The sequence below is a fragment of the Pedobacter sp. KBW01 genome (assembly GCF_003852395.1).
Classification (GTDB): domain Bacteria; phylum Bacteroidota; class Bacteroidia; order Sphingobacteriales; family Sphingobacteriaceae; genus Pedobacter.
Map to the genome: position 1 here is coordinate 95,144 of NZ_QAJQ01000021.1, position 18,327 is coordinate 113,470.

At 39.9% G+C, this 18,327-nt stretch carries 14 protein-coding genes; 7 read left to right on the forward strand and 7 right to left on the reverse strand.

Going from position 1 to position 18,327, the window contains the following annotated elements:
• Positions 1-3: 3 nt before the first annotated feature.
• The 3 genes from DBR40_RS20340 to DBR40_RS20350 form a co-directional block, all read right to left on the reverse strand.
• Entirely contained in the window at positions 4-498 is a 495-nt protein-coding gene (locus DBR40_RS20340; protein ID WP_124561583.1) for an SRPBCC domain-containing protein, read from the reverse strand.
• A gap of 11 nt (positions 499-509) precedes the next feature.
• Positions 510-1,619: a lactonase family protein gene (locus tag DBR40_RS20345; RefSeq protein ID WP_124561584.1), complete on the reverse strand. Its 1,110-nt coding sequence runs from the start codon at positions 1,617-1,619 to the stop codon at positions 510-512.
• A gap of 180 nt (positions 1,620-1,799) precedes the next feature.
• Positions 1,800-3,272, reverse strand: a complete 1,473-nt coding sequence (locus tag DBR40_RS20350; RefSeq protein ID WP_124561585.1) for a pseudouridine synthase — start codon at positions 3,270-3,272, stop codon at positions 1,800-1,802.
• Between the two features lie 263 nt (positions 3,273-3,535).
• On the opposite strand from DBR40_RS20350, the gene DBR40_RS20355 reads away from it, so the two are divergent.
• Entirely contained in the window at positions 3,536-4,318 is a 783-nt protein-coding gene (locus DBR40_RS20355) for a lytic transglycosylase domain-containing protein (RefSeq protein WP_124561586.1), read from the forward strand.
• A 187-nt stretch (positions 4,319-4,505) separates the two neighbouring features.
• The gene (locus DBR40_RS20360; protein ID WP_124561587.1) at positions 4,506-5,549 is read left to right on the forward strand and encodes a ferredoxin--NADP reductase; all 1,044 of its coding nucleotides are present in this window, start codon (positions 4,506-4,508) and stop codon (positions 5,547-5,549) included.
• A 100-nt stretch (positions 5,550-5,649) separates the two neighbouring features.
• On the opposite strand, the gene DBR40_RS20365 is transcribed toward DBR40_RS20360, so the two are convergent.
• Positions 5,650-6,048 carry a contact-dependent growth inhibition system immunity protein gene (locus DBR40_RS20365; protein WP_124561588.1) on the reverse strand — a complete coding sequence of 133 codons (399 nt, stop codon included), beginning with the start codon at positions 6,046-6,048 and terminating at the stop codon, positions 5,650-5,652.
• A gap of 235 nt (positions 6,049-6,283) precedes the next feature.
• Between DBR40_RS20365 and uvrA the strand changes: the two genes are divergently transcribed.
• The 5 genes from uvrA (at position 6,284) to DBR40_RS20390 (ending at position 14,294) form a co-directional block, all read left to right on the forward strand.
• On the forward strand, positions 6,284-9,205 hold the full coding sequence (uvrA, locus tag DBR40_RS20370; RefSeq protein WP_124561589.1) for an excinuclease ABC subunit UvrA: 2,922 nt from the start codon (positions 6,284-6,286) through the stop codon (positions 9,203-9,205).
• Positions 9,206-9,317: 112 nt separating this feature from the next.
• Positions 9,318-10,085 carry a TatD family hydrolase gene (locus DBR40_RS20375; RefSeq protein ID WP_124561590.1) on the forward strand — a complete coding sequence of 256 codons (768 nt, stop codon included), beginning with the start codon at positions 9,318-9,320 and terminating at the stop codon, positions 10,083-10,085.
• Positions 10,086-10,492: 407 nt separating this feature from the next.
• A complete protein-coding gene (locus DBR40_RS20380) occupies positions 10,493-11,512 on the forward strand; it encodes an asparaginase (protein WP_124561591.1) in 1,020 nt (339 codons plus the stop codon).
• 230 nt (positions 11,513-11,742) lie between these two features.
• The gene (locus tag DBR40_RS20385) at positions 11,743-13,155 is read left to right on the forward strand and encodes an MBL fold metallo-hydrolase (RefSeq protein ID WP_124561592.1); all 1,413 of its coding nucleotides are present in this window, start codon (positions 11,743-11,745) and stop codon (positions 13,153-13,155) included.
• Between the two features lie 170 nt (positions 13,156-13,325).
• Positions 13,326-14,294 carry a YpdA family putative bacillithiol disulfide reductase gene (locus tag DBR40_RS20390; RefSeq protein ID WP_124561593.1) on the forward strand — a complete coding sequence of 323 codons (969 nt, stop codon included), beginning with the start codon at positions 13,326-13,328 and terminating at the stop codon, positions 14,292-14,294.
• A gap of 179 nt (positions 14,295-14,473) precedes the next feature.
• Here the strand turns inward: DBR40_RS20390 and DBR40_RS20395 are convergent, their stop codons facing one another.
• From DBR40_RS20395 to DBR40_RS20405, 3 genes are all read right to left on the reverse strand, one after another.
• Complete coding sequence (locus DBR40_RS20395; protein ID WP_124561594.1) at positions 14,474-15,283, reverse strand: alpha/beta hydrolase; 810 nt, start codon at positions 15,281-15,283, stop codon at positions 14,474-14,476.
• Positions 15,284-16,042: 759 nt separating this feature from the next.
• Positions 16,043-16,978, reverse strand: coding sequence for a hypothetical protein (locus DBR40_RS20400; RefSeq protein WP_124561595.1), 936 nt, complete (start codon positions 16,976-16,978; stop codon positions 16,043-16,045).
• 47 nt (positions 16,979-17,025) lie between these two features.
• The gene (locus DBR40_RS20405) at positions 17,026-18,042 is read right to left on the reverse strand and encodes an alpha/beta hydrolase (protein ID WP_124561596.1); all 1,017 of its coding nucleotides are present in this window, start codon (positions 18,040-18,042) and stop codon (positions 17,026-17,028) included.
• Positions 18,043-18,327 lie beyond the last annotated feature (285 nt).

Genomic DNA, 18,327 nt, shown 5'->3' on the forward strand with positions numbered 1-18,327 from the left:
CTTTTAATTATTCAGCATGGGTTTAAAACGGTTGTCTTTATTGCGCAAATCCAATCCGCCTTCGTAAACCGACTTTAAGTTAATCAGATAGAAACTCCAGCCATTGTGGCAACCTAATCGAATATTTCTCTTAGAATTACTGTCTTCAGGGATGTTTTTTTGAGTAAGTTCTACAATGGTATATTCAAATTCTTCATGGAGCCTAATTTCAACCAGGCAATCGCCGGCAAAAGTAAACTGGAAATAATCTGTTTCATTGGCTTCGGTTATCGTACCTTGTTCAATATCATCGTACAGATACCAGATCCATTTATACTTATCGCCCTTAAGTGCGTTTTGTGTTTTGTTCAGTATCAGTCCGTTTTCATCAGAAAATTCGGCATCGACCAGGAACCATTTTTCAATCTCACTGGCTGTTGTCCATGCGTTATAGATATCTTTTAGCTTGGCTTTAATGGCCACCCTTAAAGTGAATTTGGTCCAATCGAAATTTTCCATTGCGTTTTTATTTAATCGAGTACTAAGCAAACAGGTGCGCCAACATCGATTCTTTTACCGCTATCTGTTAATTTTCCTGTTTTTTTATCTCGTTTAAAAATAACTACGTTATTGGTGTATTGATGGCCAACCAGCAGGAAATTACCACTTGGGTCGATACTAAAGTTTCTCGGTCCTTTCCCTAAAGTGCTTATCGTTTCAACAAATTTTAACTTTCCGTTGGGTAAAATTGAAAAAGTAGAGATACTGTTGGCATCGCCCCGGTTAGTTTCGTATAAAAACTTCCCATCAGCTGATACATGGATGTCGGCTGCATCAACACGGCCAGCGAAATCTTTTGGTGTTGTGCCTGTTTCGTCTATTTTGGTCAGTTTGCCATTGGCATAGGCAAAAGTAGTAATGCTGCCATTAAACTCGTGGGCTAAATAAGCAAATTTTCCATTCGGACTAAAGGTAATGTGTCTTGGTCCGGTGCCGGCATTGGTTTTAAGTACCGATTTCTGGGTTAACGTTTTGGCTTTACCTGCAGCGTTGTAGCTATATATGTAGGTTTGGTCTTCTCCCAGGTCGTTAACAATTAAATATTTGTGATCTGGTGTAAATAAGGTCATGTGTACATGTGCACTTTCCTGTCGGCCTTTTGGGTCGATGCTTTTGCCGGTATGTTTAATTACCTGCGTAGCCTCGGTTAATGAGCCATCCGCATTGCGCGAAAATACGGCCAAACTGCCGCCTGAATAATTGGCTACAATTACATTTTTGGTGTCGGCTGTGATATAGCAAGGATCGGCACCATGGCTATCTACTTTGTTAATAAATGTTAGTGCTCCGGTTGTCGCATCATATTTAAATGCGCTCACGGTACTGGTGTTCCCGGTTTCGTTAACAGCATAAGCATATTTCCGGTCTGGTGAAATGGCCAGGTAGCTTGGATTAGCTGTTCCTTTGGTAACATGTTTTAAACTTACATCGGCTGTTGAAGTATTAAAATTGTATGTGTAAATGCCTTCGCTTTTGCCGGGCGCAGTATAGGTGCCTATAACAAGGTTATAATAATTTTTTTGCGCGAGGGCAGCTGTTGATAGCATCGACATTAACAAAATAGAAAAATACTTCTTCATAAAAGATGGTCTTGTTTTTAAACAAATATGGGAAAATTTTATAAATCGCATCTTTTGTAATGCGCATGGTTGAGGTTTGTGTTTTTAATTGAGGCGATACAATCGCCTTTCCTGCACATCCTCGTTGCAAAGGAGGACGAAATAGCGCAAAAAAAAGCAATCTTTCGATTGCCTTGAGTATTATTTAATTAAGTGTTTTATCTGAATCAGTTCGTGATCTTCAAGATAACGCCATCTGCCGCGTGGCAAATCTTTTTTGGTTAAATTACCATAAACTACGCGATCTAATTTTTCTACACTATAGCCTAAATGTTCGAAAATACGACGCACAATCCGGTTTTTACCGCTGTGGATCTGGATACCGATTTCTTTTTTGGTGCCACCTGCAACATAAGAAATGTTATCAGGTTTAATCAAACCATCTTCAAGCTCTAAACCGAAAGCAATTTTATTCAAATCGCCCTGCGATAAAGCTTTGTTTAATTCTACGTTGTAAATTTTGGTAATGCCGTTTTTTGGATGCGATAATTTATCGGCCAGGTCACCATCATTGGTCATCAACAATAAACCTGTTGTATTGCGGTCTAAGCGGCCAACCGGGTAAATACGCTCACGACTGGCTTTGTCTACCAATTGCATCACTGTACGACGTTCCTGAGGATCGTCGGTAGTAGTAATATAATCTTTTGGTTTGTTTAGCAGTACGTAAACTTTTTTCTCGCGTTTAAGTAGTTCGCCATTGTAGCGTACCAAATCTTTTGCAGGGTCTACTTTGTGCCCCAATTCGGTAACTGCTTCACCGTTTACGGTAATAATGCCGGCAGCAATTAGTTCATCGGCCTTACGGCGTGAGCAAATACCTGCATTAGAGATATATCTGTTTAGGCGGATTAAGCCTTTATCTTCGTTTGTTTTGCGGGCGGGTGCTATAACTGTTCTTTCCGGACGGTTAAACTCTGTATCCCTTGGTTGCACCTCTTCGCGTTTTCTGAACGGACGGGTATCGCCATCTTTCGGTTCCCTTGGTTTTACATCTCTTGAGCTTCCGGCACTTGGTTTAAAACCATCTGAATTGCCTCTCGATTTGAAATCCTTGTAACCACCACTTCTCGGTTTAAAATCTCTCGAATCTCCATCCTTAGATTTGAAATCGCGTTCTCCTGTTCTTGGCTTATAATCTCTTGCTCCACCTTCTCTTGGTTTAAAATCCCTGTCTCCTGTTCTCGGTTTGTAATCTCTTGAACCTCCTTCTTTCGATTTAAAATCTCTGTCACCGGTTCTTGGTTTATAATCTCTCGATCCACCGCTTCTTGATTTGAAGCCACGATCTTCTGCACCTGAACCAGTATCTTTGGATTTAAACTCACGATCACCAAATTTGAAGCTCTGTGGTTCCGAATCTTTCGATTTAAAATCACGCCCTCCTGTTCTTGGTTTGAAATCTTTTTTGTCTCCGAAAGATTTAGATTTGAAATCTCTGTCTGCGCTTCTAGGTTTGAAGCCATCTTTTGAATCGGATGATTTTTTGAATTTGTTGTCTTTGTCGTCTGATCTTCTTTTGTCAGAACCGGCAGCATTGCTTCTGCCTTCTGTTCTCCGGCTGCCCGGTTTGGACTTGTCATCCCGACTGTTCCTGTTGTTTTTATTTATCATGATACGCTTTTAACCACATCAAAAATGCGGGCTGCAAATTTATAAAAAATAGCTGAACATAACAATTTTTGGAGCTGAAAAATCAGATAAAAAAATAGCCTCTAAAATAGGAAAAAATGGCTGAAATTCAAAATTGAAAATCGCCGTTTAAAGCACTTTAAAGGCTGGTTTTTGCAGGTAATTTTGTAACTATTTGATAATGTGCTTATTATTTTTTACCTTTGCCAACGTTTTTATATAAGTTCACCAAAAAAAGGAGGAAAATGTTAAAGAAACACATCGTACCATTTGCGGTAGTGGCAACACTATTTATCTTGGCAAAAGTGTTCGCTTACCAAATGCCCTTAGCACAAAAAAGTCTTGTAAAAGAAGAAAAATTAAACACTACAACACCCAAATCTGATAGCCTGGAAGTTGAATATGAGGCCGGCCCTCTATCCTTAATGGCACAATTAAATTTCGCTCAGGAAACTTTGCCATTAGGCGATAAAAAAGTTGAGCGCAAAATGAAAAAAATCCTTGCAGCACATACTTATGGGAATACTCAAACCAACCGTTTGCACGCAAAAGCAGCAAAATGGTTTCCGGTAATTGAGCCTATACTTGCAGCATACGGAATTCCGAACGATTTTAAGTATTTGGCCCTGGTCGAATCTGGAATGGCTGAAGGGGTTTCGCCAAAAGGCGCAGCCGGAATCTGGCAGTTTATGCCCGGTACTGCCCGTACTTATGGATTAAAAGTAAACGGTAGGGTTGATGAACGCTATAATTTGCGTAAATCAACTATCGCAGCCTGCAAATACATTAAAGAAATGTATCAGGGACTTGAAAGCTGGACATTAGTTGCAGCAGCTTACAACATTGGCGACGGACGCCTGCGCAAGCAAATCGATAATCAAAATCAGGATAATTACTACAAAATGAAGTTGAACCGCGAAACCGGTGGCTATGTTTATAAAGTAATCTCTATGAAACAGATTATGGAACATCCGAAACGTTACGGTTACGCAAAACCGAGAGTATTATTGGCTTACAATGCCGAATAATAAATTAAGATAAAGACAAGCATTTGGTAAGGCGTCCCGGTTTTCGAATCGGGACGCTTTTTTTGTGGGTGAACCATTGAGTTTTCTAGCCCCGGATTCTCGGATTAACACGGAATTTATTACGGATCATGCTAACTAATGAGTAATGAGCTATTGAACTAATAAACCAATTTCCTTTCTTTGTAATATGTTCAAACTGAGTATCCAGAAAATTATTAACCAGCCGGGCGATAACATTACTTTTGAATTTGAGGTGTTAGGTGAAAGCTATCCTAAGTATCTTGCCGGGCAGTTTTTATCGCTGGTTTTTGAAGGAAAGCATAAGGAAATCAGACGGTCGTATTCTTTTAATAGTTCACCGGATGTGGATGAGCCACTCGCGATTACGGTTAAACGTGTCGAAAATGGCGAGATTTCGCGTTTCCTGCACCATAAAACAACTGAGGGTGATGTGCTTTTGGCGCAAGAACCACAAGGTTTATTCAGTTATCAGCCGGTAGAAAATCTGGAACGCGATATTTTTCTCTTTGCTGCAGGTGTGGGTATCACCCCATTGTTCTCGATTATGAAAACGGCGCTGGTTACCGAAAAAAAGTCTAAAATTACTTTGGTGTATAGCAACCGCTCAAAAGAAGAAACCTTGTTTTACGATGAACTGAGCGATTGGCAGCAGAAATTTCCAGATCGTTTAAAAATAGTTTGGGTATTTAGCAACAGCAAAAACTTGCTCACTGCCAGGTTAAATAAGTTTTACATTGAAAAACTGCTGAAAGAACATTTATTGTTCGACCGGAAAGATGCACTTTTCTACACCTGCGGACCAGTTATTTATATGGATTTGTGCCGCATTACCTTATTGGGCATGGGTTTCGATATAAAACAGATTAAACGCGAAACTTTTGTGCTTCCCGAAGATGAATTGGATGAAGATGATAGTTCGGAAAAAGTGGTGGATAAGAATACCTATTCGGTAATTCTAAACTTTAAAGGGGAAACCTACAATCTGGATGTACCCTGGCCTAAACGGATCCTGGATGTTGCTCTGGAACATAAAATTAAACTGCCTTACAGCTGTCGCGGTGGGGTATGCAGCACTTGCGTGGCTAACTGCACCAAAGGTGGTGTACGCATGGATTATAACGAGGTGCTTACCGACGATGAATTGGAAAGAGGCAGGGTGCTAGTGTGCACTGGTCATCCCACAGAGAATGGTACTACGATAGAGTGGTAGATTATCCATTAGTTGAATGCTTATCCTTAGTTTTTCCTGATTTACATTACTTTAAATGCGTCCCATGGCCTTTCTGTGTAACCTGTTTTTTAAGATCCTATTATAAGCTTTTAAGTTGAAGATTTTTATTTCTGATCTTTTCAGAGTTTAAATCAATTAGCTTAGAAAGTTGTTCTTTTAATACTAGATTTTCAGTCCAGAATCTATCTTCTATTTTTGTTGTTCTCTCAAGTAGGTCGCCTGGGTATAGGTCGCCCTCTGTAAGAATATCTTTGCTTAAAAGTTCAATTGTGACAGGTATCAGATATTTTAAGCCAATGTTTTGTCCAATTAATGTTCTCAATTGCTCTGGTGTAAGTCTGTTGATAGGTATTTTTCTATAATCATGACATCTTTTGATCAAATTAGTTGGGTATTCTTTCAGGTCTGGCCATTTCGAACCCTCTAAATCTTCAAGAGACTTTTGTTCAAATTGTAATTCATTTTTATTTTTCTTCATTTTTACAAAAAAAAGAACCGGTTTTTCTCTAAAAATACAAAACTATCGCCCTTTCCGCAACGTTTATGATGTGGAAAAAAGATGGAAATATTTCAAAATATAGCTTTTACATTATGACATTTAATCCTTATTACAGATTGAATTAGACTTTCTTTTTGATAAAATTTTTAGCAATTTTGCCGATTGAAATCTGGTTTGTTTTTGGGCCTGATTTTTCCCCAACTTTAAATAAAATATGAGCAATAAATCTATCGACCTCGGTGAGCAAAAAGATGTAGAAGTATATGGTGCGAGGGTACATAATTTAAAGAATATAGATGTAAGTTTTCCGCGCAACCAGCTCGTTGTAATTACAGGCTTAAGCGGTAGCGGGAAATCATCCCTAGCTTTCGATACCATTTATGCGGAAGGTCAGCGCCGTTACATGGAAACATTTAGCGCCTACAGCCGCCAGTTTATGGGCGGGATGGAACGCCCAGATGTGGATAAGGTTTCGGGATTGAGTCCGGTTATTGCCATTGAGCAGAAAACCACCAGTAAAAACCCACGCTCTACCGTTGGCACCATTACCGAGATTTACGATTTTATGCGTTTACTTTATGCGCGTGTGGCCGATGCTTACTCGTATAATACAGGCGAGAAAATGGAGCGCATGAGCGAGGATCAGATATTGCAAAACATTTTTCAGAAATTTGATGGTGTTGCCGTGAATATTTTAGCCCCAGTGGTTAAAGGTAGAAAAGGGCATTACCGCGAACTTTTTGAGCAGATCCGTAAGCAAGGTTATGTAAAGGTGCGTGTGGATGGAGAAATAAAAGATATTACTGCTAAAATGCAGGTCGATAGGTATAAAATACACGATATAGAAGTGGTAATTGACCGCCTGATTATCGATACCAAAGATAAAAAGCGCTTGTTGGATTCGCTTCAAACCGCCATGAAAATGGGTAAGGGCGTAATCAAAATCAGCGATAAGGATAACCATGTAGCGCATTTCAGTAAGTTTTTGATGTGCCCTACAACAGGTATTTCTTACGATGAGCCACAGCCAAACAGTTTTTCGTTCAACTCGCCTTATGGTGCCTGTGAGCGTTGTGATGGTTTAGGTTATATTTTTGTAGTTGATAAGGAATCGGTTATCCCGAATCCAAAGCTGAGCATTTTAAACGGTGGTTTGGCCCCGCTTGGCGAGTACCGTGATATCTGGATGTTCCAAGTGTTGAAGGCATTGGCCAAAAAGTACAGCTTCTCGCTTTCTACTCCCATCGAAAAACTAAGTGATGAGGTAATCAACATGATTTTGAATGGTTCGCCCGATCTGATCAAAGTTGAGGTAGAATACAATAAATGGAATGTGCAGAACTATAATATCACTTTCGATGGTATTATTAAGATGCTCGAAGAGCAGAACGAAAAAAGAAGCGAGTCTGCATCTGATGATATGGATGAATTCCGCAAGTTGAAAACCTGTCCAGAATGTAACGGTGCCCGTTTAAAAAAGGAAAGCCTGCATTTTAAAGTAGATGGAAAAAATATTTTTGAGCTTTCCTCTATGGATATCAGCAACCTTTACCAATGGTTTGAAAAGGTTGACGAACGTCTTTCAGACCGCCAGAATATTATTGCAAAAGAGATATTAAAAGAAATTAAAGCCAGGATCGGGTTTTTAACCGATGTAGGTTTAACTTATTTAACTTTAGATAGAACCGCACGTACCCTTTCGGGTGGTGAGGCACAGCGGATCCGATTGGCTACGCAGATTGGCTCGCAGTTGATGAATGTGATGTACATTCTGGATGAACCAAGTATTGGTTTGCACCAGCGTGATAACGAGCGTTTAATTAACGCACTAAAAAACCTGCGCGATTTAGGGAATACCGTATTGGTGGTAGAGCACGATAAGGATATGATTCTGGAAGCCGATTGGGTAATTGATGTTGGTCCGGGGGCAGGTATTCACGGTGGAACAGTGGTTGCCGAAGGTACTGCGAAAGAAATCCTGAAATCGAAAACCCTAACTTCTGCTTACTTAAACGGAACCAAGAAAATTGAGACGCCTAAAATCCGCAGAAAGGGTAATGGACATAAATTATCGATTATTAAAGCTACCGGGCATAACTTAAAGTCGGTTTCGGTTGATTTTCCGCTGGGTAAATTTATTGCGGTAACCGGGGTATCCGGTTCGGGTAAATCGAGTTTAATTACCGAGACTTTATATCCGATATTAAACCACCATTTTTTTCGGGCTAAAAAAACTCCGCTTCCTTACGAGAAAATTAGTGGACTGAAAGAAATTGATAAAGTAATTGAGATCGATCAGGCACCGATTGGTAGAACTCCGCGATCTAATCCTTCAACTTATACAGGTGTGTTTTCTGATATCAGGAACCTGTTTGTACAGCTGCCCGAAGCAAAGATAAGGGGCTATAAACCGGGCCGTTTTTCTTTCAATGTAAAAGGCGGCCGTTGCGAAACCTGCCAGGGAGCTGGATTGAAGGTAATTGAAATGAATTTCTTACCTGATGTACAGGTGCCTTGTGAAGAGTGTGGAGGTAAACGCTATAACCGCGAAACTTTAGAAGTGCGTTTCAGGGGGAAATCGATCAGCGATGTGCTTGATATGAGTATTGAAGATGCCTGCGATTTCTTTGAAAATATTCCGATTATTTATAGAAAAATAAAAACCTTAAAGGATGTTGGTTTAGGCTACATTACTTTGGGCCAATCGTCAGTTACCCTTTCGGGTGGCGAGGCTCAGCGGGTTAAGCTGGCTACCGAACTATCTAAAAAAGATACCGGCAAAACATTCTATATTTTAGATGAACCTACAACCGGACTCCATTTCGAAGATATTCACGTGCTTTTAGGCGTGCTGCAGGAGCTGGTTGATAAGGGAAATACCATTTTGGTGATTGAACACAATTTAGATGTGGTAAAAGTTGCTGATTGGGTAATTGATTTGGGTGAAGAAGGTGGTGCTGGCGGAGGAAGAATCCTGTTTGAAGGTACACCCGAAGGTTTAATCCAGAACCCGATCAGTTTAACTGGTAAATTTTTGAAAAAGGAAATGGATTGGGAAGCAAGTCATGAGCAGTTAGAAGGAAGCAAGCAAAAGGCTGCGCCTAAAACACCGAAAACAAAAAAGAAGAAGAATTAATTTTTAAGAGCGTCACCCTGAACTTGTTTCAGAGCCTCTCCAAAAGAGTAGTCCGATTAATTGATCCCATCTTACATCACCCATTTTCCATCATCCATCTTACATTACAAAAATGATTTTTACCGATACCCATACCCATTTATATTACGAGCAGGATGCCGAAAAGCAGGCGCAGTTAATGGAGCGCTGTTTTGAAAACAATGTGAACCGTTTGTTTCTGCCAAATGTAGATGTAAAATCGATTGCGATGATTGATGATCTTGTGGCAAAATATCCGGCAAATTGTTACGCTATGGCAGGTTTGCACCCTTGCGATGTAAAAGAAGATTACCTGAGTGTACTTGACGAAATCAATGCAAGTATTGCCGGACGGAAAATTTATGCCATCGGCGAAATTGGAATCGATTTATATTGGGATAAAACTACGTTGGCGATTCAGCAAGATGCCTTTCATAAACAGATTGCCTTGGCAAAAGATTTGGGGCTGCCGATCGTAATCCATTGCCGTGAAGCCTTTGATGAGGTTTTTGAAGTTTTGGAAAGTGAAAAGGACGAAAAACTTCGTGGAATTTTCCATTGCTTTACCGGTAATTTGGCACAGGCAAAACAGGCCATTGATTTAAATTTTTATTTGGGTATAGGCGGGGTTGTTACTTATAAAAAAGCAGGGCTGGATGCTGTGCTTGCTGATATTCCATTATCGAATGTTGTGCTGGAAACCGATTCGCCCTATTTGGCACCTGTGCCATTCCGGGGTAAACCCAACGAAAGCAGTTACCTGATTTATATTGCCCAGAAACTGGCTGATATTTATGACGCTCCTATCGAAGAGATTGCGGCAGTAACTACAGAGAATTCGAAAAAGATTTTTGGCGTTTAAAAAGAATTTCTGCTACTAGTTGGTGTCTTTACCAACCAGCTTAGCTCATCGTTATTAGTTTCGGTCGGTGGAGACACCAATCGATAGAAAGACTATCGTCATGCTGAACTTCCGGCCGGTCGGCCGGGTGTTTCAGCATCTGTCGGTAGAGTTCCGAAGGGCTCTACGGATTCTTAGTGGAACAGAGTCTCTGACTCGTTCTGGTTATTTTGTTTCATCTACTGTTTCGTGTACCCACCAGCCAGCTGAGTATATCTACTTTGCTGATTTGTTAACGAAAAACTAATTTTTTTAATTTATTGATAACAAAAATGTTTTAATAGATGTTTTTGTTGCTAATTTCAAAATATCGCCCGATCATTTGTAATTTTTTGCTTTCTTTGCGGTGAGCAACCTTCACCAACCAAATGACCAAAGTACTTATAATTTATACCGGTGGTACCATCGGTATGGTTAACGATCCTACCAACGGGATGTTAGTTCCCTTTAATTTCGAACAAATCAAAGAAAATGTTCCGGAATTAAATCGTTTAGATTATCATTTAGACGTACATTCCTTTAATCCGGTACTCGATTCTTCGAACATGGATCCCGAAATCTGGAAGACTTTGGCCGACCTGATTTATAATAAATATGATCAGTACGACGGTTTTGTAATTTTGCATGGTTCTGATACCATGGCTTTTACTGCTTCGGCATTGAGTTTTATGCTCGAAAATCTCGATAAACCTGTTGTTTTAACCGGTTCGCAATTACCAATCGGCGAAATCAGGACGGATGCGAAAGAGAATTTAATTACAGCGCTGGAAATAGCCGCTACCAAAGAAGATGGTAGGGCATTGTTTCCTGAGGTTTGCATTTATTTTGATGCGCAGCTGTTTAGGGGCAACCGTTCTATTAAATACAATAGTGAGAAATTCGAGGCCTTCCGCTCACCCAATTACCCGATTTTAGCCGAGGCTGGTGTTCACCTGCAGTTCTACAGAAATTATATCATTAAAGCCCCGCAGGGCAAATTAACCCTGCATACCAATTTCAATTCGAATATCGGTGTGCTGAAATTATATCCGGGCATTACCCCACAAGCCGTTCAGGCCATTACCGATTCGAAAGTAGATGCCATTATTTTAGAAACATTCGGTTCGGGTAATACCACCACCGCGCAATGGTTTTTAGATAGTTTGCGTCAGGCCATTTTAAATGGAAAAATCATCATCGATATTTCGCAGTGTAAAAAAGGATCGGTACAATTAGGCCGATACGAAACCAGCAGGGAGCTGCTAAAAATGGGCGTATTAAGTGGCTACGATTTAACTTTCGAGGCAACAGTAACCAAACTGATGTTTGTGATGGGGCTGGGTTTGCCGCTTGAAGAAAGCCGCAGGTTGATGGAAGAGCCACTAAGGGGAGAGTTGACTAAAGATTAAACTGTAATACGGTCGGGCTTGCAAATCCCGGTCAACCAAAGCACAGCGCCGACCTTATTTGCTTTGGTTCTGAGCAACCTATTAAGTAAAACTTCTGCAATTATGAGTAATATCATTTCAGTTATCCGGTTTTAGCCCTATTTTTGCTAGTAATAATCGTCATGCTGAACTTGTTTCAGCATCTTTCTGTAAGACCCTGAAATGAATTCAGGGTGACGGTACGAAGAATCATGAAAATAGAACAAATATATACAGGCTGCCTGGCAGAAGCTGCGTATTACATCGAAAGTAATGGCGAGGCTGCAATTATCGATCCTTTAAGAGAAGTTGCCACTTATTTAAAAAAGGCCGAAAAAGCCGGTGCGGTTATTAAATATATTTTCGAAACTCATTTTCATGCCGATTTCGTTTCGGGCCATGTAGATTTGGCAGAGAAATCGGGTGCAGAGATTATTTACGGCCCAACAGCAAAAACCGAATTTAAAGCACACATTGCTAAAGATGGCGAACAGTTTAAATTAGGTACCCTAACCATTACGGCTTTACACACACCTGGCCATACTTTGGAATCGACTACTTATTTGTTAACCGACGAGAATGGCAAAGACCACTGCATTTTTAGTGGCGATACTTTGTTTATTGGTGATGTTGGTCGTCCGGACCTGGCTCAAAAAGGCAACTTAACCATGGAAGATTTAGCTGGAATGCTCTACGACTCGCTAAACGAAAAAATTAAACCTTTGGCCGATGATGTAATTGTTTACCCGGCACATGGTGCTGGATCGGCCTGCGGCAAAAGCATGAGTAAAGAAACTTTTGATACATTGGGGCACCAGAAACAGGTAAACTATGCATTGAAAGCTGAAACGAAAGAACAGTTTATTGCTGAGGTTACCGATGGTATTTTGCCTCCGCCACAATATTTTGCCAAAAACGCTGCCATTAATAAAGGTGGGGTAGAAAGCATTGATGAAGTCTACGAAAAAGGTTTAAATGCTTTAACTCCTCAGCAATTTGAAGATATGGCCAACCAAACCGGAGCAATTATGCTCGATACCCGCGATCCGCAGGTTTTTGCAAAAGGTTTTATCCCAAATTCAATTAATATTGGGTTGAACGGGCAGTTTGCACCATGGGTTGGCGCATTAATTACCGATTTGCAACAACCTATTTTATTGGTTACCGAGCAAGGGAAAGCAGAAGAAACCATTACACGCTTAACCCGCGTAGGTTACGATAGTACCATTGGGTATCTGGATGCTGGCTTTGAAAACTGGATTGCTGCCGATAAAGAAATAGATACCATCGAATCGATCTCGGCCGATACTTTTGAACAGGTTGCCACTCATGCAGATATTACTGCGCTCGATGTGCGCAAGCCCGGCGAATATGAATCGGAGCATCTGGAGTTTACGCTTAGCCGTCCCTTAGATTTTATAGACGACTGGATGGGCGAAATTGACCCGAAAGCAACTTACTATATTCATTGTGCCGGCGGCTACCGTTCTATGATTGCTGCATCAATTCTGAAATCGCGCGGAGTAGAGCAGGTAATTGATATCGCTGGTGGTTATGGAGCCATTAAAAATACAGGTTTAAAAAGAACCGATTTTGCCTGCCCTAGTAAAGCTATGAAAGCTTAATGAATTAAATTGCAAAAAATAAAGCGTCATTTCTAGCGGAGCGCAGCGTAGTCGAGAAAACTATTAATAGATCTCTCCAGCCTGTAAGGGCGGGCATTCGACGGTGCTTCATCCGATAGCTATCGGATAGAGATGACGACCACTCATTAAAGCGAATAACAAACATCCTGATGTCTGAAAATCAAAACCATTACGACCTTTTAATTATAGGTGCCGGCCCCATTGGTATGGCCTGTGCCATTGAAGCCCAAAAAGCCAATCTTAGCTACATTATTATAGAAAAAGGGGCATTGGTGAACAGTTTGTTCAATTACCCGGTTTTTATGACTTTCTTTTCCACCTCGCAAAGGCTGGAAATTGGAGGCGTACCATTTGTAACCATCAATCCGAAGCCAAACCGGAACGAAGCGGTTGAATATTATCGCCGCGTGGTGGAGAAATTCGACCTTAAAATTAATTTGTTCGAAAGGGTAGAACAGGTTGATAATAAAGAAGAGGGGCTTTTTGAAATAAATACTTCGAAAACTACCTATACTGCTAAAAATGTGGTTGTAGCTACCGGTTTTTACGATGTGCCATTAATGATGAACATTCCTGGAGAAGATTTGCCTAAAGTTACCCATTATTATAAAGATCCGCATTTGTATGCTTTTCAAAATGTAGTGGTCGTTGGTGCCAACAATTCGGGAGTGGATGCCGCTTTAGAAACTTACCGTAAAGGTGCAAATGTAACCATGGTAGTGCGGAGTGGCGATTTGGGGCCGCATGTAAAATACTGGGTTCGGCCTGATATTCAGAACCGGATTAAAGAGGGAGAGGTTACCGCCTTGTTTAATTCAGAACTGGTAGCTATTCGAGAAAATGAGGTAGATATTAAAACACCTGAAGGAATAAAAACCATTGCTAACGATTTTGTAATTGCCATGACCGGATATCAGCCTGATTTTTCGATGTTGCGAAAATTCGGCATTGATTTACCCGAAAGCCTTTGTCCGTTTTATAACGAAGAAACGATGGAAACCAATGTAAAGGGATTGTACCTGGCAGGCGTGGTTTGTGGTGGCTTAGATACCCACAAGCTTTTTATCGAAAACTCGCGGGCACATGCCGAAATGATTGTTAAAAATATTACAGGTTAAAGCGGTTCCGTAATTCCGATCTGATAGCTATCGGATGAAGCATAGCAAGTGGAGAAATCTTCATTCCAATATCTGTAGGAACAGAATGCAATGTGCTTTAAGATTCCCAATCAAGTTGGGAATGACGGACTCCCTTTTTTCCTACTGGTTGGTGTCCTCACCAACCAGCATATAAATCCTTATTTTTTCTTAGGGTACAATAAACCAAAGCCATTATACAAGCCATTGTGTAAAATGGTTAAATGGTTTTCGCTAGGTAGGGGTGCAAAGTTTACCTTAAGGTTCTGGTAAGGCTTTAAAACTGCTGAAAGCTTTTTAGCATCTTCTTCCATTACTTTTCCTTCAGTACCTACAGCTATAAAAACATTGGCCTTAGCTTTCGAAAGGTTTTCGGTATACTTTGGGATGTCGTTTAAAAGCGATTCATTATTCCACCATAAACTCGGACTAATAATCAGGTAATTGGTGAAAAGTGAAGGTTTCTTTAGCAGTATTTCTGTGGCCAATAAGGCACCCAACGATTGCCCTATTATTGTTTTTTCGCCACTACTTTTGTATTTCTGTTGGATGTGGGGCTGAAGTTCTTTTTCGATAAAGGAAATGAAACTGGCCGATTTGCCCGTAGTTGGAAAGTCTTTTAAATCGGCTTCAATGCTGGTTGGGAAAGTAAAATCTCTTTTCCGGTCTACATTGGCAATACCTACCACAATTGATTTGGGCATGGCTTCAATCATGGTTAAAAACTGCACAAGGCCTGTAACATGAATGAAATCTTCGTTAGCTGAGCCATCTAAAAGGTAAATTACCGGATAGGTTTTGGCCGAGTCGGGTGAATACCCTTCGGGTAAGTAAATGTTTAATGTTCTGGTTTCTGAAAGCTGTTTCGATTTAATTTTTTCAATTTTGCCCAAAACAAATGGTTGTTCTTGCGAAAAGCAAAGGTTGATACTGATGATGCAGGTGAATACCAGGCTAAAAAAGAGTTTCATAGGATTGAAATTTTGCTGCAACGGTAAGCAATAAATTTAATAAGTAAAGGATTTGAGTACAGTTGTTTGCTAACTGATTAAATACGAGGATAATAATTATAGGTCAATTGCTTCTGCTTTTGGCGTAACGGCATGTAGCCAATAAGAGTGTGGCAATTACCAGTACCGCTAGTAAAAGTAATCCGTTAAAAGGCGTTAAAAATGTTGCAGCGAATTCGTGTATCGGGCTAACTTCTGGTTTAACTTTCGCCTGTAGTGGCGGATAAACTGTCCACCCACTTTACCGGGTGTTAAAAAAAGATACAACTGGAGCTGCTTTCATGATGAGTATGCTGAAGGCCAGACCCAGAACCAAAAAGATAGTATAAGGAAGTTTTCGACTGAAAACATACCTTTTTTCTTTAATGAAATACAGGATAAACGAAAAAATAATAAAGCCCCAAATTAGGAAGTGTTGGTCTTTAATAACAAAATAAGTATCGTGAAGATTAATGTCGATATCCTTTTCGAATATAGCTTTTCCAAAAAAGGCCAAACCGGCAAGTATAGTAAAAATTACATAGCCTAAGAGCCATAAGCATTCAATTAAGACTTTTTTGTTTTGAGCATTTTTAGATAAATTTCAATAAAACAGTTGAGCTTATAAAACCAATACCTTTATATAATTAAGGTTTAACGAGTAAATACTGAATAAATTTAAAGTATTAATATAATGCTCCTAAAAGTCGCGCTTTATAATTAATCTTGGTGAATTATCATTTATCCCCCAAACAATCGCATAATTTTATCCCACCATGAATTATGAACAGGCATATCGGTTTCTTTTTTTAAGATATCTTCAGTTTCCGTTGCCTGTTCCTTTTCATCCTTCTCAATATTTGTATCGACAGCAGAAGGGAAAGGTCGATCATTAAAAGATTGAAATCTATATAAAGCTTCTGTCATTTCATCATCTTCCAGGTTCACCAATTTAATAAATTCATCTTTGTCTATCAGATCTAGAAAAACGTATGACTTAGCATATAATATGTGTTCTTTTAATACGTTCTTTAAATCTTCAAGGGTTTCATTAGAATCATTATCTATAGAGCCTAAAATTTTTATTCGATTACTTAAAGGTTGCATCAGGTAAATATAATATTCCCCTTTTTTCTCAAGTATAAGTTCATTATGTGTCATTTGAACTCTGTAAAGAGGGTTGTTCTGAAAAGCTGTTGCGATTCCCAAACCAAAATAGATTAATTCTTCATCGTTAATTTGTCCCCAGATCCCTCCTTTCTTTGTGAAGAATTCCCGAGTGAAGGGTTCGAAATGCCAAGTCTGATAATTGTCGTTAATTATTTTAAGTAGTTTAAAATGAGATGTATGATCATAGTCTTCCTCCGCAATAAGATCACCATTGGCGTAAATTTTTCCTTCTGAGTCACATTTTCCACCAAAACAATCAACCTCAATCAATGCGATTTTTTTTTGTTGATAAAGTCTGGAAATATTTTTTACAATTTGCTCTATGGATTCCTTCTTGTCACTTTTATCAGAATTTTTTAGATTATATTGAGCCACAATGCCTTTAAACGGATGATTAAATTTCCTGATTTGAAAATCTTCAAGCATTTCAATAAAATTGATTTTTAACTTTTCAAAATCATCATCATTATCTAATGATGTAATAAGGCTTAGTGTATTGTAACTCATGAATTTTATATTTGAGAAAATAGTTATATAAATAGATTAATGAATTTTTATCTAGAAATATCCGGAACCGGCAAACTCTTTTTTATGTCTAGAATGTTTTCCACAAAACTATCAATAGCGGTTTCTACACCTGGCAAATCTTTGGAGGTAATGTAACAACCTAAAACGTGGTTGCCAGCATTGGGAATAGCTACTTTGCGTTTGAGGTTTTCTGGGGTTCCCAGCTGACCGAACATTTTGAGCATGGCATCTACGCGTACTACAGGATCCTGCTCCAGATCATTTTTATAATAGTACAGCATTAAAACAGGTTGTTTTACCTGTACGAAAACCTTTTTGGTCATCGTGCTTTCTACAAACTCCTGCAGTTCTACCAGCGATTCGATGCGGTAATTGGTGTACCAGTATTTTTTATATTCGAGCGTGCGGCCATCTACCTTGCGTTCGTCGCTACCCAATACCTTACGGGCAATCTGCAATCCCCAGGGGTCGTTAAGCATCCATGCATTTTTATCGTTAATGGCTACATTGGGCGAAAGTAAAATGAGGCTGTTAATTTCGGGGTAGGTAGCAGCTAGTTTCAAGGCCACGGTACCACCGGTAGAAGTACCAACCAAAATAACCTTTTTACCTAGTTTTTTACCAACGGCGTAGGCCTGTTTGCTGGTTTCCCAAAGGCGGTCGGCTGTAAAATATTGCATGGGTGCCAGCGTATCGATGCCATGATCGGCCAGGCGGGCCAGGTATAAATTGGCGTGTAACTTTTTGGCCAGGTTGATGTGCACAGGATCGCCTTCGGTTTTTGAAGCTGAAAAGCCATGGAGGTATACAATGGCGTAATCGGTTTGCTGATGATTGCTATCGGCCCAGATAATTTCGGCGGCGTTGCCGGGTTTTATTTTGTGAAGGGCTTCGATGCCAGCGACATAATTATCCAGATCTTCGAGATCGGGCACCAGTGTAAGCTGCTGGTTGTAAACTGGTTTTTTGGGCTTTGGGCCTAATAAATAGCCCGCCACGAGCAGTACCGAAATACCCAATACGATTTTGTAGCGCTTTTTCATCTATTTAGATTGAATGGTTTAAATGTAAACTTTTGAAATAAATAAAGCTAATTTTTTAGCGAATTGCTTTTGCCGGTTGAGGGGACATTTACTTGCACCTGTCATTGATTTTAAACCTGATAGCGCCAAATAGCCCACAGCCCGAAGCATGGGGGCGCGGACCATGGGCAATAGCAGGCCTGAAGTACTAAATAATTGCTGGCACTGCTTTACTAAGCCTGTACAATGCTTTGCATTAGATTATCTTTTTATGGGAAATTAGCTTAAGTTTGCAATCAAAATTTT

Excerpts from the sequence above, each read along its gene's own strand:
- DBR40_RS20340 (WP_124561583.1), bottom strand. The coding sequence starts at position 498 with ATGGAAAATTTCGATTGGACCAAATTCACTTTAAGGGTGGCCATTAAA.
- DBR40_RS20345 (WP_124561584.1), bottom strand. The coding sequence starts at position 1,619 with ATGAAGAAGTATTTTTCTATTTTGTTAATGTCGATGCTATCAACAGCT.
- DBR40_RS20350 (WP_124561585.1), bottom strand. The coding sequence starts at position 3,272 with ATGATAAATAAAAACAACAGGAACAGTCGGGATGACAAGTCCAAACCG.
- DBR40_RS20355 (WP_124561586.1), top strand. The coding sequence starts at position 3,536 with ATGTTAAAGAAACACATCGTACCATTTGCGGTAGTGGCAACACTATTT.
- DBR40_RS20360 (WP_124561587.1), top strand. The coding sequence starts at position 4,506 with ATGTTCAAACTGAGTATCCAGAAAATTATTAACCAGCCGGGCGATAAC.
- DBR40_RS20365 (WP_124561588.1), bottom strand. The coding sequence starts at position 6,048 with ATGAAGAAAAATAAAAATGAATTACAATTTGAACAAAAGTCTCTTGAA.
- uvrA (WP_124561589.1), top strand. The coding sequence starts at position 6,284 with ATGAGCAATAAATCTATCGACCTCGGTGAGCAAAAAGATGTAGAAGTA.
- DBR40_RS20375 (WP_124561590.1), top strand. The coding sequence starts at position 9,318 with ATGATTTTTACCGATACCCATACCCATTTATATTACGAGCAGGATGCC.
- DBR40_RS20380 (WP_124561591.1), top strand. The coding sequence starts at position 10,493 with ATGACCAAAGTACTTATAATTTATACCGGTGGTACCATCGGTATGGTT.
- DBR40_RS20385 (WP_124561592.1), top strand. The coding sequence starts at position 11,743 with ATGAAAATAGAACAAATATATACAGGCTGCCTGGCAGAAGCTGCGTAT.
- DBR40_RS20390 (WP_124561593.1), top strand. The coding sequence starts at position 13,326 with ATGTCTGAAAATCAAAACCATTACGACCTTTTAATTATAGGTGCCGGC.
- DBR40_RS20395 (WP_124561594.1), bottom strand. The coding sequence starts at position 15,283 with ATGAAACTCTTTTTTAGCCTGGTATTCACCTGCATCATCAGTATCAAC.
- DBR40_RS20400 (WP_124561595.1), bottom strand. The coding sequence starts at position 16,978 with ATGAGTTACAATACACTAAGCCTTATTACATCATTAGATAATGATGAT.
- DBR40_RS20405 (WP_124561596.1), bottom strand. The coding sequence starts at position 18,042 with ATGAAAAAGCGCTACAAAATCGTATTGGGTATTTCGGTACTGCTCGTG.